This window comes from Halomonas sp. G15 (assembly GCF_021282295.1).
Lineage (GTDB): Bacteria > Pseudomonadota > Gammaproteobacteria > Pseudomonadales > Halomonadaceae > Halomonas > Halomonas alimentaria.
Genome location: NZ_JAJSPA010000009.1, coordinates 52,233 through 74,156 on the forward strand (window position 1 = coordinate 52,233; position 21,924 = coordinate 74,156).

Genomic DNA, 21,924 nt, shown 5'->3' on the forward strand with positions numbered 1-21,924 from the left:
GGTGGCCAATCGCTGGAATCGGCTTGGTTTGGTCACGAATTCAGCAGGACACGAGCCGCAGTGTTCGATTGCGGCAAGTATATCCATGTGGAGACAACACAATGACAGGCACCCTTCCCAAGCGGTTTTTCCGTTCCGCAGCCCTAGCTGCTGGCCTCTGCGCCGTTATTTCTGGCCCCACCCTTGCTCAGGAAATGGTTCTCAAGGCAGGCCATGCGGCTTCCACCAGCAATACTGGCCACAAGGCATTTGAATTCTTGGCTCAGGAACTGGCTGACAATACCGATGGCCGCATCAGCCTTGAAATCTACCCCAGTTCACAACTCGGCAGCGAACGTGAGCTGGTTGAGAGCATCCAGCTAGGCAACGTCGACATGACATTTGTCTCGTCGGCCGTGCTGGGCAACTTCAACCCGCAGTTCTTTGCCCTGGACATTCCATTCATGTTCAAGGACCGGGATGACGTATACCGGGTGCTGGACGGTGAGATTGGACAAAACCTGCTGACCAGCCTCGAGCAAGTGGGGATCAAAGGTCTTGGCTACTGGGAAAATGGGTTTCGGCAGCTGACCAACAGCAAGCAGGACATCCGCTCGCCCGAAGACCTTGAGGGGATGCGTATGCGCACCATGGAAAACGCTGTGCACCTTGAAGCCTGGCGCAATGTCGGCGCCAATCCGGCCCCGCTGGCCTTTGGTGAACTGTTCACGGCCCTACAGCAGGGCACCTTCGACGCACAGGAAGGGCCCATCAACCTGTTCTACGACATGCGCTTCAACGAGGTTCAGAAGCACATCACCAAAACCAACCACGTCTACTCACCGTGGCCCATACTTATCAATCCCAATATTTACAACAGTCTGAGCGACGAAGACAGGGTGATCTTGGAAGAAGCCGTCGCCAAATCGATAACGTATCAGCGTAACTTGGCGCAGCAGGCCGATGAAGCAGCCATTGCCGCCATGTCCGATGTCACAATCACTGAATTGTCTCCTGAAGAGCTTGAGGCCTTCGCCAGCCATATGGACCCCATCTATGACATGGTAAGGGAGCGCGTAGGCGACGAGATCATTGATGACATCCTGGCTGAAATAAAATAAGACCCCTTCAGCCTGCTACCATAACCGTAAGAACTAAGTCGTAAGCACTAACGCTCGCCGAGGCACCACCCACCCGGCGAGCGTTAGTGCAGACCTAGGTCGGCACTACACTCCACGGCAAACTGTACCGTACACAGTGTCTCGCCGTTGGCTAAATCTCGGACATCACAACATGTTCAAGTTTCTCGATAAACATCTTGAAGAAATATTTATGGTATTTCTTCTATCCTTGATGTCGATATTGATCGGTGCACAGGTATTCATGCGATATGTCATGAACGACTCGCTGACATGGTCGGAAGAACTGGCCCGATATGCCTTTATCTGGGCCACGTATATAGGGGTCGCAAGCGGCGTCAAACGCAATGCTCATATCTGTGTGGAAGCCGCTGTGACTAAGCTGCCAGCTCTCTACCAGCGCTATGCCGCTATAGTCGCCCACATTCTGTTCATTGCTTTCGCCATACTGGTCATGAAAGAAGGCTATGCACTGACACAGAAAATTCTCTCGTTTGGACAAAAATCATCTGCTCTTGGGATTCCCATGGGATGGATTTACCTCGCACCCACGGTGGGTTTCGGCCTGGTTATAGTTCGCCTGATCCAGCGGATCGTGTTCGAGATCCAGACGATCCGACGCAGCCACGGTGAGGTAAAATCGTGATTACCCTCTTGCTATTTGGTTCCTTTCTAGTTTTTTTACTTTTCAGTGTCCCTATTGCCATCTCGCTAGGGTTGGCATCCTCCTTTGCCTTACTGTTCAGCGGCAAGGTCAGCAGCACCTATATTGCCCAAGGGCTTGTCACCTCTATCGACTCCTTCCCGCTTATGGCGGTGCCCTTCTTTATTCTGGCGGGTGACCTGATGGGCGAAGGTGGCCTGTCTCGACGATTGTTGAACGTCGCCAACGTTTTTTTTGGGCGTTATACCGGCGGGCTGGCCGTTATCGGCGTAGTAACATGCATGTTCTTTGCCGCTATCTCCGGATCTGGCCCTGCCACGGTGGCAGCGATTGGTGGCCTGCTCCTACCCGCCATGGCGCGGGCCGGCTATGAGAAAGGCTTCTCTGTCGGCGTCATCGCGTCTGCGGGTAGCTTGGGCATCATCATTCCACCCAGTATTCCCATGATCATCTACGCGGTATCGGCCAACGTATCTATTACCGAGATGTTCATTGCCGGTGCGGTGCCAGGCCTGCTGATTGGTCTGGCGCTCATCCTTACTGCCTATATCAAGGCCCGCAGAGCGGGTTATACCGGCAGCCAGACCCGATACACCACAAAGGAAAAGCTCGCTACGCTATGGGAGGCAAAGTGGGCACTACTGGTACCGGTGATTATCCTAGGGGGAATCTATGGCGGCATCTTTACACCTACAGAAGCCGCGTCAATTGGTGTCATATATGGATTTTTAGTAGGCGTATTCGTCCATAAAGAGATCAAGATAAAGAGCCTTTACGAGGTGATTAGCAGGTCGGCACTGACCTCTTCCACCGTCATCGTCATCGTCGGCACTGCCACCATCTTTGGGCGCATGCTAGCGATTGAACGCATTCCCTTCATGATTGCTGAGTCTATCGTCAATCTGACCGACAACCCAATTCTCATACTGATGATGATCAACGTACTGCTGTTGATCATTGGTATGTTCATGGAGACGTTGGCCGCAATTATTATTCTGGTTCCAATTCTGCTTCCCGTGGTCGTCGCGGTCGGAATCGACCCCGTGCACTTCGGCATTGTGATGATCCTCAATCTAGCCATCGGAATGGTAACACCGCCAGTGGGGGTAAATCTGTTCGTGGGTGCTCGTGTTGCCGGCACGTCATTGGAAAAGGCATCCGTTGGTTCGATTCCTTTTATCTTGGCGATGTTCGCCATGTTGGCCTTGGTGACATACGTGCCGTGGATATCCCTGGCGCTTGTCAAACTGATGGGGTGAGATACAACCGCCCGTCAATGTTTTCTGAAAATCACATATCAGGAGTCAGAAATGGCACAGAAAATCAAAACAGCTATCATCGGCCCCGGCAACATTGGTACCGACTTGTTGGCCAAGCTGATGCGCAGCCCCTTGCTGGAGCCCGTCTGGATGGTGGGGGTAGACCCCGAATCTGATGGCTTGAAGCGGGCCGCTAAATTAGGCATAAAAACGACAGCGCAAGGTGTGGACGGCCTGCTGCCCTTCGTCAAAGAAGACGACATCAAAATCGTCTTTGACGCCACCAGCGCCTATGTCCATAAAGAAAACGCCGATAAGCTGACGCCTCTGGGCGTGCTGATGATCGATCTGACACCGGCGGCTATTGGTCCTTTCTGTGTACCGCCGGCCAATCTGAAAGAACAACTGGGGCGAGGGGTCAACAACGTCAATATGGTCACCTGTGGCGGCCAGGCCACGATCCCCATGGTGTATGCGGTATCACGCATTCAGCCGGTTGAATATGCCGAAATCGTAGCAACGGTCTCGTCCCGATCAGCTGGCCCCGGCACACGCAAGAATATTGACGAATTCACCCGCACCACCGCCAACGCGGTTGAGCAGGTTGGTGGTGCGAGGCAGGGCAAGGCCATTATCATCCTGAATCCCGCTGAGCCGCCCCTCATCATGCGCGATACCGTGCACTGCCTGACCGAGGGCGAGGCCGATCAGGAGAAAATCACGGCCTCCATTCACTCCATGATCACCGACGTACAGAAGTATGTGCCTGGCTATCGCCTGGTCAACGGCCCAGTGTTCGACGGCAATCGCGTGTCTGTGTACCTGGAGGTGGAAGGACTTGGCGACTATCTACCCAAGTATTCTGGCAACCTGGACATCATGACCGCTGCCGCAGCACGGACAGCCGAAATGTTTGCCGAACAGCTTCAAGCTATCGCGACCGCCTGAACGGGAGAAGAACCTCATGAGCAAGAACGTCATTCTACACGACATGACACTGCGCGACGGCATGCACCCCAAGCGCCACCAGATCACCCTTACGCAAATGAGCGACATTGCGCAAGGCCTAGACGACGCTGGTGTTCCCCTCATTGAAGTCACCCACGGTGATGGCCTGGGTGGTGCTTCTGTAAACTACGGCTTCCCCGCGCATACTGATGAAGAGTATTTGAGCACCGTAGTGCCTCTGATGAAACAAGCCAAGGTATCCGCCTTGCTGCTGCCAGGTATTGGCACCGTTGATCATTTGAAGATGGCGCACGACATCGGTGTCAGTACCATCCGTGTGGCGACCCACTGCACGGAAGCCGATGTGGCCGAACAGCACATCTCGCTGGGCCGTAAACTGGGTATGGACACCGTCGGCTTTCTGATGATGAGCCACATGAACGAGCCAAAGGGCCTAGCTGAACAAGCCAAACTGATGGAAAGCTATGGTGCCAACTGCATTTATGTCACCGATTCAGCCGGCCACTTGCTGCCAAACTCGGTGGTAGACCGTCTGAGGGCCGTGCGCGATGTGCTTGCGCCGGATACCGAGCTAGGCTTCCACGGCCATCACAATCTGGGCATGGGCGTGGCCAATAGCGTAGCGGCCATCCAAGCCGGCGCCGACCGCATTGATGCTGCCGCCGCCGGCCTAGGTGCCGGTGCCGGCAATACGCCGCTAGAAGTGCTTGTGGCCGTGCTGGACCTGATGAACGTAGATACCGGTGTGGATGTCTTCAAGATTCAAGACGTAGCGGAAGATCTGGTCGTGCCTATCATGGATTTTCCCATTCGCGTAGACCGCGACGCCCTGACCCTGGGCTATGCCGGGGTCTACGGATCCTTCCTGTTATTCGCCAAACGTGCAGAGCAGAAATACGGCGTCCCGGCACGCGAAATCCTCGTCGAAATGGGGCGCCGAGGCATGATCGGTGGCCAGGAAGATATGATCGAGGATACTGCCCTGTCCCTCTTGCGCCAGAAACAAAGCACCTGACCACTTTATCTATTCTTTTGCATTAGCTAAGACGGCGAGGAGGCTGGCCCTATTTCCCTTGATCCAGCCCATGCCGAGATAGCACTTAGGCCGGATAAGCCGAAGGCGCATCCACCATGACGATGGCAGCCATTTCTCGCCAGGTACGCTAACGCTTACCTAGCCGTCTGGCTGCCATATTCGTGTTAGGGGAGTATAGTGCTGGCGAGACACTTCCCGACCACGGAATTGTTGATGCCATGGTGGAACGCTTTGAGGGCCGTAACAGAGAAGTACTGGCAATCAGCCAACCTTACTGTTAGCAGCTTTAATCATTCCACTATTTTTTGAATCTCGGCTTCGAACTCCTTCATCTTTTTTCATTATACTCTTTCATCTTTACGGACTGACACTTACTTACAACGTCCCTCTCCAGGGCGTCGACGACTTTTTCTTTTCCGCTACTTTCAGGAAGCTCCCTTATCGCGCTAGAAAGCTTTAAAAAACTGTTTCCCGCTATACTAACCAACATTTTATTCCATGGTTTAACAACCATATTATGGAGCTGGTAGGTTGAATATTCATTACCCCAATCCTCTTTCTCCCATTCTTCCCTCCAATTCTCACCATATATACGACACTGGCTCTCAATCTCAACTATCCATGGCGCGCTATCTTCTATATACTTATCAATAGGATCAACAATCTCTCCACCCTGTTGAGCTTCTGACTCTGCGACACCAACAAAGGACAACATAATGAATGCCGACAACAAGACTGCAGGATAACCAAACCCCAATAAATGCATAGAAATACAACCCTCCACTGGATAAACAAAATAATTTTTTAATAACAAAAAACTGCTTTTTAATTTCAAAACACCTCATGAAAATTAAAACATATAAAAATCGCCTTTGAAAGGTTGGCATCTCATTAGCCAAGTGGAACACTCTGGTCAATCATATATTCCGTCACAGCATACGGGAGCCCGGCCCTACTCCATAAAAGCCGCCTTATTATTGAATTGACTACCTTAAGCACGGCAATGCGAAGGTATATCATGTCTTCGCTATCTTAACGGCCGTACCGGTGGCCACCAGAAAGAGCATCGACTTGCCGCCACCGGAAATCTCACTGTAATCAAGGTCGATTCCGATCGCCGCGTTGGCGCCCATCTCTGCGGCTTCACGACGGAGCTCGTCCAGACAGGCTACCCTTGCGTCACGCAAGGCGTCCTGTGACGACTTGTTGCGTCCACCGAAGAAGTCGCGGAAGCCGGCGAACATGTCCTTGAGGACGTTCATCCCGAACACACACTCCGCCGAGACGATGTCGATGTGCTCGGTGACACGATAGCCCTCGAGGTGCGAGGAGGTGGTGAGGATCACGCGATCCGACATTGCAGGACTCCTTCTGGTCGTCATGACATAGAGTGATGGCTCGAAGACAACCTAGCACCATGGCGAACGGGTGGCCCAGCATGGCTTGTGGAGGCACGATGGTATCCCTCCCCCATCTGAGCAGCTTCGCTGCTTTTCGCCTTCGGCCTGAGGCTGATGCTTCGCAACCGCTGCCACCCCGGCTCGATTTCAAGCGTCGGTGCCTCAATCGACACGGGCGAGCGGCCATAGACGATCACCAGCCGAGGCTCCAGCCGCTCGCACATGGCATCGACACCGGCCCGGTACCGCTCCACCACGTGTGGCCGGCGGGTATCCGGCACGCTGATGGAGACGATCTGGCCTGGCGGGATGCCATCGAAGCAGTAAGCGTGGCTCGGCTCGTCCGCCCAGTTCACCGTGGGTATCACGCGCAGCCCCTGGGTCTGCCACCAGCGGCCGAGCCAACGGCTGCGGTAGGTGTTCCATTGATTCACGACCGCGGGCCACTGCGGGTAGAGGCTGAAGTCCGGCGTCATCACAGCCCAGTAGCGGCGAAGGTGGATTAGTGCCGCGTTGGGCTTGTTCCAGGTCGTCTCGAAGCGATAGTCGTCGAGATAGAAGTGGCAGAGGTCGCGGGATTCATCGACGCGCTTGGTGCGGTAGGGCTGGAGACGGAGGTCGTTGGGCAGGGCCGTGAAGTCCTGCGGCACCAGGTCGGGGATGCCGAGCGGCGAGGTGCTGGGGAATACCTCGCGGGTGCCGGTGGTGTCCCAACCGCCGGGCTTGCAGGTCCAGGCCGGCGGCTGGGTGAAGGAGCGAGGCATGGGCGCCTCACTGCTTGGGCTTGGCGTCGTTGCCGCGGCCGCCTTTGTTGTTGATGTATTTCATGAAGCTCCTCACGATTACACTATTATAAATATAATAATTGCCAGCATTAACCCCATAATTTATCCAATAAAATAATGCATGGAGAGCAAGCTTAATGCCAAGCAAGAACAATAAACCTATTGCATATTCTTTAGTGATCGATTTGCTTTTTCAACACATTCGCTATAACCGATATAATCATCGCTCCCTTTATAAACATCTTCGCAAATCTGTATTGCTTGGCGATCTGTGCTCACCCCTCCACCTGGAGGATTGCATGCTGGTATATTAGCCGCAACTATCCAGATGACCAGAATCGAAAAAAATATATACGGCCCTTTACCTTCCAATTGATTAATCCTCAAGTCCGATGGAATTTGCCAGGCTAAACAAAATGGCTGAAATATGTTTTTTTATATCATCAGGAAGCTGAGAATAAACCTTTATTGCGGAAACATCTTTCGGAGAAATATTAAGGAAATACGTTTGATCATAACTAAGCCAGCCATCCGGCAAAGCTAGTGACTGCTCAATACTTTTAGCGAGAAAGAAATCAAAAGTCTTATTCTTGCAATATATATCACTTAAATCTTTTTGGCTAATATTAACATTCTTGCTTGCTAGGTGAGAAATGAAATTTTTTGAAGTAGGAGCACCGTCTAGGGCGCTTAATCCCTGTAGGAACTTTAGATTTACCACTCTATTTTTTTGAACTGAATCAATCTCGCTCATAGAAACTCCAATGCACGGATAATCCTAATTCAAAATTTATGAGAAAGGGGGCAAATAGATACGCTGTTCTTCCTGATTGCTTTCCTTTCCCCAAGGACCTGATATACACAGACCTTTGTCATTCCATCCTGATACTCTCCAATTAAGCTACCTTGACCTCTACCAAAACCAGGCGCACTGTCTGTAATCGATATTCGACAAATTTCTGCCGCGTTAATAGCATAAGTTTTTCCGTTATCATATTGACAGTACCGCATCACCCCCTTAACACCTAGATCCCTAACCAAGTTATATGTCCACGCTGAGGCACTAGAAAACATAAACATGCTTAAAAAAAAGACGAGAATATTAAAATAACTAGTTTTGCTCATACCCCCCCCTGGAAAAAAAGTCTGTCCCTGTGCATTAAATTTTCACCCTGACCAACTCCTCCCACCGCGTCGTATACCTCGGTGTCCTTCGTTCACACCTTAGCGCCCAGGCATTGCCTTGTCTCGGTAAACCTAGCCTGACAGTATCCCGACCCAGCTCGCGGTTGAACTTGTCGACCGTGGCCATGAGCCGCTGACTGCGTTGCTGTTCGGCCTCGCTCTGCGGCGTCTCGCCCAGGGAAAGCTGCCGGCTGGCATCGGCGCTGAGGTCCAGCAGCATCACGCCGGCCTTCTGGTAGCGGTATCCCTTGAGGAAGATCGCCTGCAGCCCATGGGCCGCTGCCCGGTTAATCTCGCGGGAGTCATCGGTAGGCCGAGAAAGCGGCACTACTACGCTGTTTCGGTACTGCGGCTGCTCGAGTTGAAAGGGGTTGGTGCGCACGAACACCATCACCGCGCTGGTGACGCTTCCCTGGCGGCGCAACTTCTCCCCTGCCCTGGCGGCATGCTGACGGACGGCCTCGCGCAGGTCGGCGGGATCGCCGGTCATGCGGCCGAAGGAGCGTGACACCATGATCTGCTGCTTCGGTGTGCTCATGTCGTCGAGCTGGATGGCGGGCTGACCACGCAGCTCCCAGACGATGCGCTCCATCACCACCGAGAAGCCGCGGCGGATCCGCTTCGGATCGGCTTCGCGCAGCTCCCATGCGGTCTTGATGCCCATCAGGGCCAGTCGCTCGCCGGTACGCCGTGCCACGCCCCACAGCTCGGTGACGGGCAACTGCCGGAGCAGTGCGCGGGTGTCGGGCCCATCAGCCTCGAGCTTGCACACGCCCTCGTAGGCAGGGATCTTCTTGGCCGCCCGGTTGGCCACCTTGGCCAGCACCCGGGTCGGAGCGAAGCCCACCGAGACCGGAATGCCGGTCCACTGGCGCACGGTCTGGCGCATAGCATGGCCACGCTTCTCCAACGTCGCCGGGTCGAAGCCCTGAAAGCCCACGAAGCTCTCGTCGATGGAGTAGACCTCGACATGCGGCGAGAACTCAGCCAGCGTCTCGGTGACGCGACGACTCATGTCGCCGTAGAGGGCATAGTTGCTGGAGAGCAGCACGGCCTGGCGCCGGATCGCCGGCGGCAGCAGGTGCAGGGCCGCACCCATCTCCACACCCAAGGCCTTGAGCTCGTTGGACCGGGCGACCACACAGCCGTCGTTGTTGGAGAGCACCCCCACCGGGCGCCCTTCCAGCCGCGGATCGAACACGCGCTCGCAGCTGACGTAGAAGTTGTTGCAGTCGACCAGGGCGATCATGCCGCACCGCCTCCCAGAGCGTGGACCACATGGGTCACCACACCCCAGACCTCGGCGTCCTGATCCATCAGTGGAATCGGCCGATATCGAGGGTTGCTGGCGGTGAGATAGGGTCGTTGACCGATGTGCTCGAGTCGCTTGACGGTCAGCTCGCCGTTCAGTGCCACGATCAGCACCCGGCCCGGCAGCGGGTCGAGGCTGCGGTCCACCACCAGCAGGTCGCCGTCGTGGATGCCGTCTCCCTGCATGGAGTCGCCTTCGGCGCGGACGAAGAAGGTTGCCGCAGGCCGCTTCACGACGTGGGCGTGCAGATCGATATCGGTATCCAGGTGGTCATCGGCGGGGCTGGGGAAGCCGGCACGCACGCGGCAACCGAAGAGTGGCTGAGCGGTCTTGGCTGGGGTCAGCGTGGCTCGTCCAAGCACACTGGCCGTGGTAAGGGGTGTCGTCGACATAAGAGATGGCTCAATACTGTACGCATGAACAGTATGGGCCATCATGCAGGAGCTGGCCAGTACCTGGGCTACTCTGGGTGCCCTTGCAGCTCCTCTGCCCTGGCGAAGACATCAGCCACGGTCATGCCATCAACCCGGCTTATTCATGAGGCCGACCTGAAAACGAAGATGGCGAGTGGTTTTCTCTTGTAGAATCAGGATGTTCCTGCCAGAACACGATTCAAGAGGACCACTCGCCATGGGTGAAACCCTAACGACCTGGTCGCCCTCGTGCAACGGCTCTGTCCGTGTTGAGCTGAGCGGCCAGCGCACCACCAGCGACAGCGGCGCTCTGCTGCTGCGTGAAGCCCTCGATAACAGCGGCGTGATCGAGGCGCTGGAAGACAATCTGGTCGATTTCCGCAACCCGCTACGCATCCGCCACTCGCTGGCCAGCCAGCTGCGTACCCTGGTGCTGCAACGGGCGATGGGCTGGATCGATCTCAGCGATACCGACACGCTGCGCCGTGACCCGCTCTGGCAGTTGGCCTGCAGCGATGCGCGCGGCATGACACCCCTGGCCCAGGACCGGCCGTCTCAAGCCACGTTGTCGCGGCTGCTGAGCTGCCTCGGGCGCAACGACAATATCGATGCCGTGCACGAAGGCCTTCTGCGGTTGGTGGTCTGGCGCCTGACCTCGCTGCAGAACGGCGAGCGTCCCAAGCAGCTGACGCTGGACATCGACGGCCTGCCGATCGAAGTCCACGGCCACCAAGGCGGGTCCGCATTTCACGGACTTTACGGTGCCCGCATCTACTCGCCGCTGGTCGCCTCGCTGGCCGAGACCGGCGACATGGTGGGTGGGCTGCTGCGCGAGGGCAACGCTGGCCCGGCTGAGAACGCCGATACTTGGATCCCGCATCTGGTGCGGCGACTCAACGAGAGCACCGGCGCTCAGGTACGGGTGCGCATCGACGCCGGTTTCACCGGCAACGCGACGCTGGAGGCCCTGGAAGAGCGTGACATCGAGTACCTGGGCCGGCTGCGCAGTCACACCGGTCTGCAGAAGCTGGCGGCACCGCACCTGAAGCGGCCACCCGGCCGGCCACCCGAGCAGCCTCGCGAGTGGTGCCACGATCTGGAGTATCAAGCGGGCTCTTGGTCGGCACCGCGTCGCGTCGTGCTGGTGGTGCAGGAGCGTCCCGATGACCTGCTGCTGCATGCCTTCTTTCTGGTCACCAACCTCAGCAAGTTCGACTGGCCGCCGGAGAAGGTCCTGGCGCTCTACCGCAAGCGCGGCAGCGCCGAGGCGCACATGGGCGAGGTGAAGTCAGCGCTCGACGTGCACCTCTCGTCGACTGATCGCGGCGCCTCCACCGTTCAGGACGTGATGGCACGCAACGAGGTGAGCCTGCTGCTCAGCCTCTACGCTTACCAGGTCCTGCATGGCCTGCGCTGCCTGCTGGAGCGGCAGACCCGGCAAGGCTGGAGCCTCAGCCGGATGCGCGAGCAGGTGCTGAAGGTCGCCGCCACGCTGAGGCTGCACGCTCGGCGAATCACCGTTCATCTGGGTGCCGCCGCCGACAAGTGGTGGCCGACGCTGCTGAAGGGGCTGCCGAAGCTGACCGCACTGAGCTGACGCTCCTGCGAGACCACCACAACATCAGAAAGCGAGCGACTGGAGCAGGGGTCGGCGATCACGTCTGCTTGGACGGTCGCAATTGATTCCAAAGAGCTATAAGAAAGCGGGAAAAAGGCAGCGCTCAAGAATTACTCAACAGCCACTCGCGCTGAAGAGGCCGATCCCGGTAAGCATTGCCACCAGCCAGGACCTTCAGACCGCTCAATCAGCATCCTCGTGAATGAGGCGGGATCAAGACGCTCAATGGCTCCCTCGAAGTCGAGCTGCTCACCTTCAGCCGGATCGGCGGTGAAATCCATGCCGTCCATGGCGACCAGAATCAGGGCATCGGAGAAGGCCTCACGCTCCTCAACTGGCAGTGACAGGGCCATCCTGCCGGCCGAATGGTAGAAGTCATCTTCGCTGGAGCCATTGATGGTGGGCTCACCGCAGCCAACAAGCAGCAGGAATGAGGTGAGTGCCAGGATGCGCAAGATTGTTTGCATGGTTCGCGCCATGGCCGAGTCCGAAACTGAACGTCACCAAGAACATCGCCCCGACCAAGGCCGGGGCGATGAATTATGCGGATCAATGAAGAAGCCCATCCATGGGCAACCGTCCTTGGTCCTTAGCTGACTCCAAGCCAGATGCAGTGCGTCTGATCGCTACTGCTGATTACAAGGTAGAGCTGCGAGAGCCCTCCAGGCCATGCTCAATGTCCTAAAAGCTTGTAAGAGATTGCTTACACGCTAGAGCTGAATCTCAGCAACAAGAGTTTCTCCCTCCACATCAGCGCGGTTGACCCGGCGCGAGATCGGCCACGAGATGAGTGCATCGGCTTCGAGGTGATGTACGGCAGCGCGGATGGCGTCACGCTCGTTCAGGTCAGGATCCAGCCAGGGTGTGAGGCTTTCGTCATCAAGCACCAGTGGCATGCGGTCGTGGATCTGTTTGGCAACGCCACGGGCCGGCTCGGTGATGATGGCGCAGCAGGCGGTGTCATCGTCGAAGGTCGCCCAAATCCCGCCCAGGAACAGTGGCTGTCGATCCTCGCGGGAGATGAACCAGGGCTGCTTGCCTCCCTCTGCTGGCATCCACTCATACCAGCCATCGGCAGGTATCAGGCAGCGGTGCTTATGGAAGGCCCCGCGAAAGTAGCGCGAGCTGTCCAGACGTTCGGCGCGGGCGTTGATGGGTGCAGGGCCGCTCTTCCCGGCCCATTGAGGCCGGTAGCCCCACCAGAGCTCGTCGAACAGCGGATCGCCGTCCATTGAATAGCGCAGCACACCTGTGATCCAAGTACCCGGCGCGACGTTGTAGCGAGGATGCCAGGCGTCGTCCGGTGGCGGGATGCGCAGCGAGCGAGCTACGGAGACGGGGTCGGTGAAGAAAGCAAAGCGACCACACATTTCAGCGTTCCTTGCTGCCAGCTTCGTGCCTGATCAGTAACTCGCTGATCAACTGAGACGTATTTCGGCCTTCTCGCGCCTTGAGCCGGTGCAGAACCGCTTCAGCTTCGGGCGTAAGGTCCACAATCACGGCTTTCGACGTTACCGGTGCCACATCGACACCGATAGCATCCAGCCAGCTTCGAATCTCCAGGAGCCGCACCACGCCGATACCTGAGGGCGAGCCCCGCTTGATCTCACTCCGCTGCCACGCCTTCACCACCGCCTCACGGCTATCGAGTCCGGCATGTCTGAGGCATGTGACGGTATGGATGTCGAGCCCGTCGTACCAAGGTGGTGCCTGGTTCACGATGCGAGCCCAATTCATCACCCAGCGCTCAATGGCGCTGGTGGGCTTGCTCATGGCATCGGCGATATCATCAATGGAATAGCCTTGCTGCCTGAGCTGCCAGGCCTGCCGGGCAAGCGTCTCAATCTGCGTCATGGTGACTGGCCTCCTTGCTGGTCGCCTGAATCAGAGTAGCAAGGCAAGCAATGAATGCCATGGTGATTGAGCCGCTCCATCCTGCCGAGCAAGGATTGGGTGTCTGGACGAAGATGCGTGATGAGCTTTCAGAAGGAGCCGCTGTCCATTCCGATGGAACACCAGAAGTTAGATGCATCCTTGGCGAGGGGCCTCAGCCACCGAGGAAGATCTTTTCACGATGGTATGCCATATAGGCACGCTGCTTGGCTGTGAGGCCACCGGTAGGCTGTGACTCCGAGATCCCAAAGACCTGAATAGCATCGTGGCTTAGAGCATCGGAGACCAATAACTCGCCATCGTCAGTGAATGAGAGATATCCGCGGTCGAAGAGATGATCTATGTGCGGTGTCAGCAGAAGCCCATTGTGGCCGTCGAGCCGCTCGGGGTTGCTGGAGTCCCGCCATGGTTTGATGTGGCTGGCCTTGAGGTGTCTCTTTTCGGCAAGCCCTGTGACACGGCATCGCGGCTCAACAGTCTCCAGCTCTCGACGGAACCTGCCCTGCCCGCGGCGAGATAGCACCAGTTGTTCCTTCTCCGTAGCTGACAAGTCTGTGCTATCGCGTATACCTGCTTCGATGTCGTCATCGACAACAATGTGCCCATGAGTCGCAGCGAGTGTAGCAAGACGGTCTTTTGTGCTGGAGCTGGCGACAAGGTTCAGCAGCAGTTCTCCCAACTCCGCCGAGATTTGTGCGAGGTAAGCGACTTGGTTGCCGTCACCTGAGGCATTGATTGGCGAGTATTTCTCTGGAAGCAAGGACCTGATCGTCTCGATATGGGCCTTCGGTCGCAATGGACGATCTGTCGGTTGGAAATCAACGGGGACGAACCAGCCCTCCTGCTCCCAGCTTTTCCCTGCAACGCCAAACTCACTGGGTTTCTGAGCCGTTACTGCAGAACCGGTGGCAATGCCGACATCCCGGATCTGGGCAGAAGCGTAGGAGAAGATGATGTCGCCCGGCTGGACCAAAATCATGTTCTCGTAGAACTGGTTTCGATGACCATTCTTTTTGACCTTAGGCGACCAAATATATCCGCCTTCAGTCTCCTGTTGGTACGTTTGCTTATGGTTTACCCACCAGTACGCCATACATGCCTCCTGCACTATTTTCCGGCAGCCTCCCCAGAGAGAAAACCTATCACTCAGCCGGTTACGACACTTTGGCCGGAGTTACTCAGCCGGCCAATACACACGCATCAGCGGCACCAGGGCCCTGCCCTCTAGGTCGAACCGGTCATAGTTGTCGACGGTCAGATATGCTAAGTCGTCTATATCGACCAGAGTAACCGGAAGCGTAGCGCGTTCCGCCTCATAGCGCGCCTCGCGAGTGAAACCACCCGTACTCAGGTAAACGCCATTGTCACCATCGCGCAAGGTGCCGATGAACCCACGAATATCTTGAGCCCCCATGCTACCGCTACGATGTTTAACCTCGACCTTGATCCGTGGCTGAGTAAGGCCAAGACCATCCGGGGATGCCAAGACATCCACTCCACGGTCTGGCCCACGAGGAGAAACCTTCGTGCGGTAACCCATAGCGCGCAGCACGGCGGCGGCAAAGTGCTCCATCTCTTCTGGAGTAAGCTGCTGAATTTTATCCTTTATCAGCTCATGACTACGTGAGCGAACATCCTCACTGAGCTCAATAAACTCAGCCTCGATCTCTTCTGGTGCATAGGCCGCTGTAGAGGCCTTCCCCTCAAGCACACCGCGCATGTCGCCAAGCACTTCAGCAGACAGCCGAAATACCGCAAGGGTAGACCCCAAGGAACTACGAGTAGCTTGGCCGAGGTCATCGCGGGACACCTTGCCCTGCCATTCGACACGGCGAATGTTGGCATAATCGCCAACCTGTTGTTCGGGCAACATAAAGTCATACTCGCCCTGATCAATGCCCACCAGATACTGACGCAGCTCGGGGCTGTATGTGATCACATAGTCCCCTGACTGGATGTCATCACGGAACTTGCGAATCATTGCCACAGCGTTCGCGACGGCTCCCGCCTTGGCATTTCCATAGCTCTCAATAAAAGCCTGTCTCAGGGCCTCATGGCTGCCATACTGGCGCAGATCGCCAAGGTCGTTCCAACCGACGGCTACACACTGACGTGACTCGAAGTCATCGAACAGCCGGCCACCTTCACCGGCGCGGATCATCCATCCTTGGGGCATGTTCAACTCCTCTTCATCACATGGAAATGGTATCAATCGAAAGAAGCTACCTTATCGATAATCTGAGATCTCATGTCGCGACCACCCACTGACCTCTCCACGATAATAAACAATCCTTTGTTGTTACTTTTTTCCTCCCATAACTGCCCAATGGTCCGCTTTTCAGCGGTGTCGGGGCCATCGGCTATGTGGGCTCCCTTGTACTCTACAACGAGCAGGCGACCGTCCTCCAACTGAGCAACAAAATCCGGATAGAACTTGCCCGTGGCTGTCGGAAACCAGAACGAGTTGGGGTGGCGTGCGACGTTGCGAATCCAATACTTCAGACCTGGCAAGCTGTCAATAGCTTGCGCACACTGGAATTCCTCACCGTTCTCCGCTCCATCGAAAGCAGGCACATGATCCGGCCCAAGAAAGTGCTTGCGAGGTTTCCATTTCCCACGATACCGCCGCTGATCCCAGTACATGCCGTCTTTGAACGCGAATGCTTGGTCGAAGGACACCTCAACCTTCGCCTCAGGAGAAAAAAGGTAGCACTGGTAGACGCCATTGCGTTCCTGCTGGCGTATCGCTGCGAGCTTTTCACGAACCTTTCGGGCAAGAATAAACTTGCAGCGCATCAGCGCAGTGATGTGCATTCCGCGTGCGGTCATCAGGTGGCTGACCAGGTCACGCAGCCAGCGCAGCAGTTCGCTCTGATGAATGTCGGGCTGCCTCACCTGCCGGTCGAGCCAGAGCACGAGCGCCTCCGGTGTCCACCCTTCGACATCGACGTCGAGCGCCAGTTGTTCTACTTCGTCCGCAAAATGGTAAGTGATGTGGTTGCCGTCTAGGTTGATTTCGAAACTGCGAGCCGTTTCACGGATCGCGAACTCGCCTTCACCCAGTTTCGACGAGTGATCGAGCAGCGACCAGTCGTGGAACTCCATGAACACGTCAGTATCAGCGAACTCGAACTGGCCCTGGATCTCGGATACCAGCCGAGGGACCTCGAACGCCGCGTCCTGTTCTGCAGGCGACAGCTGGTCATTCACCTCGACGCGATACTTAGTGACGGCCGCCGAGAAGTCCGTTCGTTCGGACTCGGGAAGTGCTTCAACGATCACCTTTTCGAGGCCGCCATCAACACGCCCCGTCACAGCAATTTCGATCTTGCCCCCATCGGTTTCGCGAACGCTAACCCCTTCGCGCTTCTTCAGAGCGGAAACCACCTCAGGTGTCGCCGTCACCGTGTGCTTAAAGGTCGGTTTGGGCTTGTCGCGAGGGCCGAACAAGCCAGTATCGACATCAAGTGACGTCTGCGTCGGCTCGATGTTGTCTAGCGCCTCATCCTCCTCGAAACCCATGGCCACCAGCTTGTCGGCCAACGAACGAGCAGCCTCGCCAAAGGATGGCTCCGACAGAAAGGCATAGGCGCGGTTCAGGTCTTCAACCTTACGTCGCTTGGCATAAGGCATCCGCAGGACGCGCCCTAGCAATTGTTCAACGTCTACCGCGCTCTGAATCCGAGAGACCGAGCAAAACGCATAGGCAAAGGAACAATCCCAACCCTCCTTAAGTGCCTGGACAGTGATGACGTATTCGATCGGGCATTTCGGATCGAATAGGTTGATACCATCCAGTTCGCGCTGATCGCCGGTCGCCACAGCGATCTTGTCCTCGGAGATCTGCTCGACCTCCATCAAATGCTTCTTCAGCACCTCAACCGTCACCTCCTGATTCTTCGGCTGGGCCTGGAACAGGACTATGGGACGAATGTAGTCGCTATCCTTGTCGGCTTCCTCTGCCAGCGACGCCCGCGAGGCGATCGCCCCGTTGACGGCATTCTGCCAAGTGTCGTGCTCGGACAGCATGATCGGCAGCTTGATCATTTCCTCAAGCTTCAGTTCCTGAGCCGTTACACTGTGCAGGATGTTGGAGTTCATCCGCGGCGTCGCTGTGAATTCTATGATCGCCGACGGATTTACCCGGCCCTGCATCTCTCGTGTCAAACCAGTGACTGCGTTGTGCGCCTCGTCTACGATCATCAGAGGCCGGTGAACATGCATCAAGTTGGCGAAGGAAAACTTCACGCCGCCGCCTTCCAGTGTTTCCAACCCCGGCATGTTTTTCGGCAGTGTAGTGAAGTGCGGCTCCATATTCTCGTTATGGGAATAGACCTTGCGGCCTTCGGTATTTGAAACCCGTAGGGTCTGGATCGTTCCTACAACAATGCAGCAGTGATCACGTATATCGTGCGGACGGATATGAGCGAAATCAGCGATGTCGAAAACGCGCACCCGGCCGTTGAAGGCCCCGTCCAGTGCCTGCCGGTAGGGGTGGCGGGAGTTCTTCAACGCCTCGGCCGTCTGCAGCCGGATGGTATTCGATGGCACCAGCCAGAGAACCATCGGATAGTCTTTCTCCACCCAGGCGTCGCGAACTATGCCGATGGAATGAGCGCCGAGGATTGTCTTTCCACCTCCAGTAGGCAGACGCAGGCAGACATAGGGTACGGTAGGAAGCTCAGTAAGTGGCGTGTAGGTGCCGCCATATTGGCCGAGCCGTCCCGCCTGTTCTGGCTCTTTGGTGATCGCTTCATAGGCGCTCTTTGGGCCCGCCACACGAGCGTCCTCAAAGAACCGGCGGAGAACAGAGAGTGTATCTGTCTGGTAATGCTTCAACTTCATATGATGTCCCTTTAGGCCCGAGCTTTTACGTCGTAAGGCGTTTGCTTGAACGTTATGCTCTCCCGGTCAAGCGTGGTAGGGGTAAGTCGGGATTGCTCACCGTAGACAGTGAGCGGGCCATCGAAGTCCGGGGCCACCTTGGTGATCTCTTCCCGGATAAGGGCGAGCGTTGCGCGGGTCAGCACGTTGCCACCGCCAGGCCTCTTGTCGCCAAGGATGCCGTTGTAGAGTAGTGCATGGGCGTGGCCATTGTGGATGCCGAGCAGCGGGCTGTCGCCACTGCCATCCCATGGCCGATCTGTTTCCGAGAACCAGACATGCGCCGCAAGCACCGCGAAGCGGATGTCCTGCCGGATGTGGCCTTCCTCGTCAAAGACGGGCGGGCCGAGCCTTAAGAAGCGAAACCCGCCACCTCCTTCCCAGTTTACGGCCTTAGAAATTCCGCCCTGTTCACCCTCAATGACCTTTTCCAGGCGTGGCGCACAGTGTGTGCGTGCATGTTCACCCATCTCAATCCCGATGTAGCGGCGGCCCATTTTTTGAGCAACAGCAGCTGTCGTCCCTGAACCAAGAAAAGAATCGAGAACAAGTTCTCCCGGCTCGGTTGTCAGCTCAAAAATTCTTTGTATCAAAGCCTCTGGCTTTTTACCGCCATCAAAAGCAACCCCACCTTCATTATGGGAATTATTTGCCAATATATCGTCCCATATATCTGAAATAGGCTCCCCAGTCACGAGCTGGCCGCCTACATCAGCCACTTTATTTTTATAAAAGGCTAACTGCTTCCCCTCTATATAGAAATTGAAGCCACCGTCGTCTCGTCTAGCAGAGAAAACGACTCCTGGTGCTTTTCTAGATTTTGCAAGTGCTACTCTGCCAGCTTCCCCTGCATCTTGGTCTTGGATTCGAACACGCTGGACAACTCGATCACGATTTTTAATCACAAACCGATGGAGCTCTTCTTCATAGTCATCACCCAAGTAGCTCTTAAGCTGATTAAGCTTCATACCATGAGCCTTGGCAAACTCCTTAAGTACGGTAGAAAACTCCCACTCCGTTTCTGTTGTCATGTCGCCAATGATAAATTGACTATAACGAGGGTCGCGCTCCCGCCCCCGCCGCACATGTTTCGGCCGCCAAGATGCCTTCCGGTTTGCAAACCCGATGACATAGCTGGCAATCGTTACCATTCCTGGGTTAATCGTCTTTGGACCAGAGACGGAACTTTGCTTGAACGTCACAGAGTTAATGAAGTTTTTTCGCCCAAATATCTCGTCCATTATCACTTTTAGATAGTGAGCCTCATTATCGTCGATGGAAACCCAGATCGAGCCATCCTCTGTAAGAAGATCACGAAGCAGCTCCAGACGCGGCCACATCATGGCCAGCCATTGCGTATGCTCGAGGTTGTCGTCATAGTGCTCGAAGGCGGAGCGAGTGTTGTAGGGTGGGTCGATGTAGATGCACTTCACCCGGCCGGCATAGAACGGCAGTAGCGCCTTCAATGCCTCAAGGTTGTCGCCCTGGATTAGCAGGTTGCCTTCGCCATCGTCACCCGCAGATAAATCCGAGACTTCCTCCAATAGCCGATAAGGCACGCGCTGTGCCGTGCGGATGTTCTCTTCCCGTGTTAGCCAGTTCAGTATTGGCATGATTCGCGACCGCGTCTCTGTTTAAAACTGGGATCGTAGCACGCTAATGCTGTCGACATTCATAGTTAGGGAGATCGCCACTCCCACGGCCGCTGCTGCATCCCCGGCTCAACCCATACTCCCTGCCCTTCCTGGCGAGCCTGGCGCTCCGCCGCAGGATAGCGGCCATCGCTGCAATAGCGGTTATACACCGCTGCCTGCCCCGCCTCGACCATGGCCAAGTTGAGGCTGACACTGCCCATCAGCACCTCACCCACAAGCCGACCGTATCGGTCGCGTTCAATCGGGCGGATCTCCACCTGGCTCGGGGTGATGCTGCGCAGGTGATCGCGACTGCGGCGGCCCCATGGCTTTTGGCCCATCTCCGGGGCGTCAATGCAGTGGAGGCGGATCTTCTCCTCGCGCCCGCCGCAGATCACCGTCATGGTGTCGCCGTCGTAGATGTTGCGTACGGCGCATGTCTGAAGCGATACACTTGAATTCTGTGCATCTTGCTCAGGGGCAAACAGCCCGTCCCACAGCCATGGTAAGGAGAGCGCCACGATGGCAGCGGCCCAGAACAGCGACATCCGATTGTGCCGACCCCGCCGGATCAGCTGTACCACCAGCCGGGCCACCATTATTAGTTGTGTTTTTTTCATCTTCCCTACCTGTCACGAGAAATCCTGTCACGTTTCAGCAACCAGGGCCGCAATTCGGCGGGTATCACGCCCGCCGTAACATCATCCAGTGTCACCTCGGGCGTCGTGACAGAAGGTACATGACGCACTTGAACCGTCAGCAGCAGATCACGCAACGGGCGGGCCCCCCATTCCTCGAGCACGGCCGGTGCAGCGAAGATCAGATTCACACTGTCCCCGGTGACCGCCACTGTAGGCGCCTTGGGCTCTATACCGCGTGCAGTGAGGCTACCGATCAAATAGACCTCTCCGACGGCCTCAAGCGGCTCCAGCGCCGCCCCAAGGGCCGCCGGCGAGGTGTGCTCGGCGGCAATCTGACGTGTGGTGGTGACCTGGGCCTCCCCCTTCACCGCCACGGCGCTATCAACATACCAGCCGCAATCACCGGTGCGGCAAACGCTCTGGGGCCCCTCGGGTGTTCTGATCAGGAAGCCTGCCCCCTGCCAGGAGCCGATGATGGGGTAGTCGCCGCTGACATCGGCATGGGTGAGGTTGTCCCGCCCTTCCAGGCGCAGCGTCCAGCGGTTGGCGCCCTTCTCGGCGTCGTAACGCTCTCGGGCCGCGGCGATGTCGCCTATGGCCGCGGCGATCACGCTGCCGGTGCCGGGCTTGGCCTTGGCCATGTTGAGTAGCGGGATGGTCACGACCGCCAACAGGACCGCACAGGCCAGCTCCCCCCACCCCATGGCGCGCATGCGGTACCGCTCATTGCCGGGCAGCACGCAACGCCACCGCGCCGGCCAGAACCACTCCACGCCGGCCGGCGTCAGCATATCGGCCACCGGATGCGAGGCATAGCCAGCAACCACGGCAAGCCATACCCCGCGGGGCAAGAGAGGCCACAGCATCAGGGCCAACACCACGCTGGCCAGCAGCGAGTGGGTCAGGGTCCGGTGGCCGAAGCGGTACTCCAGCGGCTCGGAGAGCCACGGAAACAGGCGTCCGACGATGCCGTGGCGCTTGTCTAGATCAGGCAGCAGCCCTGCTGCGGCAGCCAGCCAGGCCTCCGGAAGCGTGGGTGCATGCCCTACGCCAAGGCTCACCGCGATGAAGGCCGCCTGACCGGCAATCATGTGAGTCGGTGCTAGCATGGGA

The 21,924-nt window shown here is 56.7% G+C and carries 22 protein-coding genes; 7 read left to right on the forward strand and 15 right to left on the reverse strand.

The window, feature by feature from the left end; translation table 11 throughout:
• The first annotated feature begins 101 nt into the window (after nt 1-101).
• From LWH48_RS06450 to dmpG, 5 genes are all read left to right on the forward strand, one after another.
• On the forward strand, nt 102-1,100 hold the full coding sequence (locus LWH48_RS06450; protein WP_133484222.1) for a TRAP transporter substrate-binding protein: 999 nt from the start codon (nt 102-104) through the stop codon (nt 1,098-1,100).
• A 172-nt stretch (nt 1,101-1,272) separates the two neighbouring features.
• Entirely contained in the window at nt 1,273-1,764 is a 492-nt protein-coding gene (locus LWH48_RS06455; RefSeq protein WP_133484223.1) for a TRAP transporter small permease, read from the forward strand.
• Nucleotides 1,761-3,041 (forward strand): TRAP transporter large permease, encoded by a 1,281-nt coding sequence (locus LWH48_RS06460; protein ID WP_133484224.1) that lies wholly within the window; start codon nt 1,761-1,763, stop codon nt 3,039-3,041. The genes LWH48_RS06455 and LWH48_RS06460 overlap by 4 nt, the downstream gene beginning before the upstream one ends.
• Before the next feature lie 51 nt (nt 3,042-3,092).
• On the forward strand, nt 3,093-3,989 hold the full coding sequence (locus LWH48_RS06465) for an acetaldehyde dehydrogenase (acetylating) (RefSeq protein ID WP_133484225.1): 897 nt from the start codon (nt 3,093-3,095) through the stop codon (nt 3,987-3,989).
• A gap of 16 nt (nt 3,990-4,005) precedes the next feature.
• Nucleotides 4,006-5,025: a 4-hydroxy-2-oxovalerate aldolase gene (gene dmpG, locus LWH48_RS06470; protein ID WP_232911925.1), complete on the forward strand. Its 1,020-nt coding sequence runs from the start codon at nt 4,006-4,008 to the stop codon at nt 5,023-5,025.
• 349 nt (nt 5,026-5,374) lie between these two features.
• On the opposite strand, the gene LWH48_RS06475 is transcribed toward dmpG, so the two are convergent.
• From LWH48_RS06475 to LWH48_RS06485, 3 genes are all read right to left on the reverse strand, one after another.
• Entirely contained in the window at nt 5,375-5,881 is a 507-nt protein-coding gene (locus tag LWH48_RS06475) for a hypothetical protein (RefSeq protein ID WP_232911926.1), read from the reverse strand.
• 181 nt (nt 5,882-6,062) lie between these two features.
• Nucleotides 6,063-6,404 carry a YbjQ family protein gene (locus LWH48_RS06480; protein WP_232911927.1) on the reverse strand — a complete coding sequence of 114 codons (342 nt, stop codon included), beginning with the start codon at nt 6,402-6,404 and terminating at the stop codon, nt 6,063-6,065.
• Between the two features lie 20 nt (nt 6,405-6,424).
• Nucleotides 6,425-7,210 carry a DUF4417 domain-containing protein gene (locus LWH48_RS06485; RefSeq protein ID WP_232911928.1) on the reverse strand — a complete coding sequence of 262 codons (786 nt, stop codon included), beginning with the start codon at nt 7,208-7,210 and terminating at the stop codon, nt 6,425-6,427.
• Here LWH48_RS06485 and LWH48_RS06490 point away from each other — a divergent pair.
• Complete coding sequence (locus tag LWH48_RS06490) at nt 7,209-7,349, forward strand: hypothetical protein (RefSeq protein WP_232911929.1); 141 nt, start codon at nt 7,209-7,211, stop codon at nt 7,347-7,349. The two genes, LWH48_RS06485 and LWH48_RS06490, sit on opposite strands and share 2 nt — an antisense overlap.
• 258 nt (nt 7,350-7,607) lie before the next feature.
• Here LWH48_RS06490 and LWH48_RS06495 read toward each other — a convergent pair whose 3' ends face one another.
• The 3 genes from LWH48_RS06495 to LWH48_RS06505 form a co-directional block, all read right to left on the reverse strand.
• Complete coding sequence (locus tag LWH48_RS06495; protein ID WP_232911930.1) at nt 7,608-7,985, reverse strand: hypothetical protein; 378 nt, start codon at nt 7,983-7,985, stop codon at nt 7,608-7,610.
• Nucleotides 7,986-8,390: 405 nt separating this feature from the next.
• Nucleotides 8,391-9,665, reverse strand: a complete 1,275-nt coding sequence (locus tag LWH48_RS06500; RefSeq protein WP_232911931.1) for a Y-family DNA polymerase — start codon at nt 9,663-9,665, stop codon at nt 8,391-8,393.
• Nucleotides 9,662-10,120: a LexA family protein gene (locus LWH48_RS06505; RefSeq protein ID WP_232911932.1), complete on the reverse strand. Its 459-nt coding sequence runs from the start codon at nt 10,118-10,120 to the stop codon at nt 9,662-9,664. The genes LWH48_RS06500 and LWH48_RS06505 overlap by 4 nt, the downstream gene beginning before the upstream one ends.
• A 199-nt stretch (nt 10,121-10,319) precedes the next feature.
• Between LWH48_RS06505 and LWH48_RS06510 the strand changes: the two genes are divergently transcribed.
• A complete protein-coding gene (locus LWH48_RS06510; protein WP_232911933.1) occupies nt 10,320-11,738 on the forward strand; it encodes an IS1380 family transposase in 1,419 nt (472 codons plus the stop codon).
• A 131-nt stretch (nt 11,739-11,869) separates the two neighbouring features.
• Here the strand turns inward: LWH48_RS06510 and LWH48_RS06515 are convergent, their stop codons facing one another.
• From LWH48_RS06515 to LWH48_RS06555, 9 genes are all read right to left on the reverse strand, one after another.
• On the reverse strand, nt 11,870-12,238 hold the full coding sequence (locus LWH48_RS06515) for a DUF6694 family lipoprotein (RefSeq protein ID WP_232911934.1): 369 nt from the start codon (nt 12,236-12,238) through the stop codon (nt 11,870-11,872).
• A gap of 231 nt (nt 12,239-12,469) precedes the next feature.
• On the reverse strand, nt 12,470-13,129 hold the full coding sequence (locus LWH48_RS06520) for an SOS response-associated peptidase (protein WP_232911935.1): 660 nt from the start codon (nt 13,127-13,129) through the stop codon (nt 12,470-12,472).
• A gap of 1 nt (nt 13,130) precedes the next feature.
• On the reverse strand, nt 13,131-13,613 hold the full coding sequence (locus LWH48_RS06525) for a hypothetical protein (RefSeq protein WP_232911936.1): 483 nt from the start codon (nt 13,611-13,613) through the stop codon (nt 13,131-13,133).
• Between the two features lie 193 nt (nt 13,614-13,806).
• Nucleotides 13,807-14,745 (reverse strand): HNH endonuclease, encoded by a 939-nt coding sequence (locus LWH48_RS06530; protein WP_232911937.1) that lies wholly within the window; start codon nt 14,743-14,745, stop codon nt 13,807-13,809.
• A gap of 81 nt (nt 14,746-14,826) precedes the next feature.
• Entirely contained in the window at nt 14,827-15,828 is a 1,002-nt protein-coding gene (locus tag LWH48_RS06535) for a restriction endonuclease (RefSeq protein ID WP_232911938.1), read from the reverse strand.
• 32 nt (nt 15,829-15,860) lie between these two features.
• On the reverse strand, nt 15,861-18,497 hold the full coding sequence (locus LWH48_RS06540; RefSeq protein ID WP_232911939.1) for a DEAD/DEAH box helicase: 2,637 nt from the start codon (nt 18,495-18,497) through the stop codon (nt 15,861-15,863).
• Nucleotides 18,498-18,508: 11 nt separating this feature from the next.
• Entirely contained in the window at nt 18,509-20,149 is a 1,641-nt protein-coding gene (locus LWH48_RS06545; protein ID WP_232911940.1) for a site-specific DNA-methyltransferase, read from the reverse strand.
• 65 nt (nt 20,150-20,214) lie between these two features.
• Nucleotides 20,215-20,790 (reverse strand): thermonuclease family protein, encoded by a 576-nt coding sequence (locus LWH48_RS06550; protein ID WP_232911941.1) that lies wholly within the window; start codon nt 20,788-20,790, stop codon nt 20,215-20,217.
• A gap of 5 nt (nt 20,791-20,795) precedes the next feature.
• Nucleotides 20,796-21,920 carry a metal-dependent hydrolase gene (locus LWH48_RS06555; RefSeq protein WP_232911942.1) on the reverse strand — a complete coding sequence of 375 codons (1,125 nt, stop codon included), beginning with the start codon at nt 21,918-21,920 and terminating at the stop codon, nt 20,796-20,798.
• Between the last annotated feature and the right edge of the window lie 4 nt (nt 21,921-21,924).

Bases quoted from the DNA above. Each gene is read 5' to 3' on its own strand.
- LWH48_RS06545 (WP_232911940.1), bottom strand. From the start codon at position 20,149: ATGCCAATACTGAACTGGCTAACACGGGAAGAGAACATCCGCACGGCA.
- LWH48_RS06515 (WP_232911934.1), bottom strand. From the start codon at position 12,238: ATGGCGCGAACCATGCAAACAATCTTGCGCATCCTGGCACTCACCTCA.
- LWH48_RS06530 (WP_232911937.1), bottom strand. From the start codon at position 14,745: ATGGCGTACTGGTGGGTAAACCATAAGCAAACGTACCAACAGGAGACT.
- LWH48_RS06520 (WP_232911935.1), bottom strand. From the start codon at position 13,129: ATGTGTGGTCGCTTTGCTTTCTTCACCGACCCCGTCTCCGTAGCTCGC.
- LWH48_RS06490 (WP_232911929.1), top strand. From the start codon at position 7,209: ATGGGCGCCTCACTGCTTGGGCTTGGCGTCGTTGCCGCGGCCGCCTTT.
- dmpG (WP_232911925.1), top strand. From the start codon at position 4,006: ATGAGCAAGAACGTCATTCTACACGACATGACACTGCGCGACGGCATG.
- LWH48_RS06455 (WP_133484223.1), top strand. From the start codon at position 1,273: ATGTTCAAGTTTCTCGATAAACATCTTGAAGAAATATTTATGGTATTT.
- LWH48_RS06450 (WP_133484222.1), top strand. From the start codon at position 102: ATGACAGGCACCCTTCCCAAGCGGTTTTTCCGTTCCGCAGCCCTAGCT.
- LWH48_RS06480 (WP_232911927.1), bottom strand. From the start codon at position 6,404: ATGTCGGATCGCGTGATCCTCACCACCTCCTCGCACCTCGAGGGCTAT.
- LWH48_RS06495 (WP_232911930.1), bottom strand. From the start codon at position 7,985: ATGAGCGAGATTGATTCAGTTCAAAAAAATAGAGTGGTAAATCTAAAG.
- LWH48_RS06500 (WP_232911931.1), bottom strand. From the start codon at position 9,665: ATGATCGCCCTGGTCGACTGCAACAACTTCTACGTCAGCTGCGAGCGC.
- LWH48_RS06505 (WP_232911932.1), bottom strand. From the start codon at position 10,120: ATGTCGACGACACCCCTTACCACGGCCAGTGTGCTTGGACGAGCCACG.
- LWH48_RS06525 (WP_232911936.1), bottom strand. From the start codon at position 13,613: ATGACGCAGATTGAGACGCTTGCCCGGCAGGCCTGGCAGCTCAGGCAG.
- LWH48_RS06540 (WP_232911939.1), bottom strand. From the start codon at position 18,497: ATGAAGTTGAAGCATTACCAGACAGATACACTCTCTGTTCTCCGCCGG.
- LWH48_RS06465 (WP_133484225.1), top strand. From the start codon at position 3,093: ATGGCACAGAAAATCAAAACAGCTATCATCGGCCCCGGCAACATTGGT.
- LWH48_RS06485 (WP_232911928.1), bottom strand. From the start codon at position 7,210: ATGCCTCGCTCCTTCACCCAGCCGCCGGCCTGGACCTGCAAGCCCGGC.
- LWH48_RS06555 (WP_232911942.1), bottom strand. From the start codon at position 21,920: ATGCTAGCACCGACTCACATGATTGCCGGTCAGGCGGCCTTCATCGCG.
- LWH48_RS06535 (WP_232911938.1), bottom strand. From the start codon at position 15,828: ATGCCCCAAGGATGGATGATCCGCGCCGGTGAAGGTGGCCGGCTGTTC.
- LWH48_RS06510 (WP_232911933.1), top strand. From the start codon at position 10,320: ATGTTCCTGCCAGAACACGATTCAAGAGGACCACTCGCCATGGGTGAA.
- LWH48_RS06550 (WP_232911941.1), bottom strand. From the start codon at position 20,790: ATGAAAAAAACACAACTAATAATGGTGGCCCGGCTGGTGGTACAGCTG.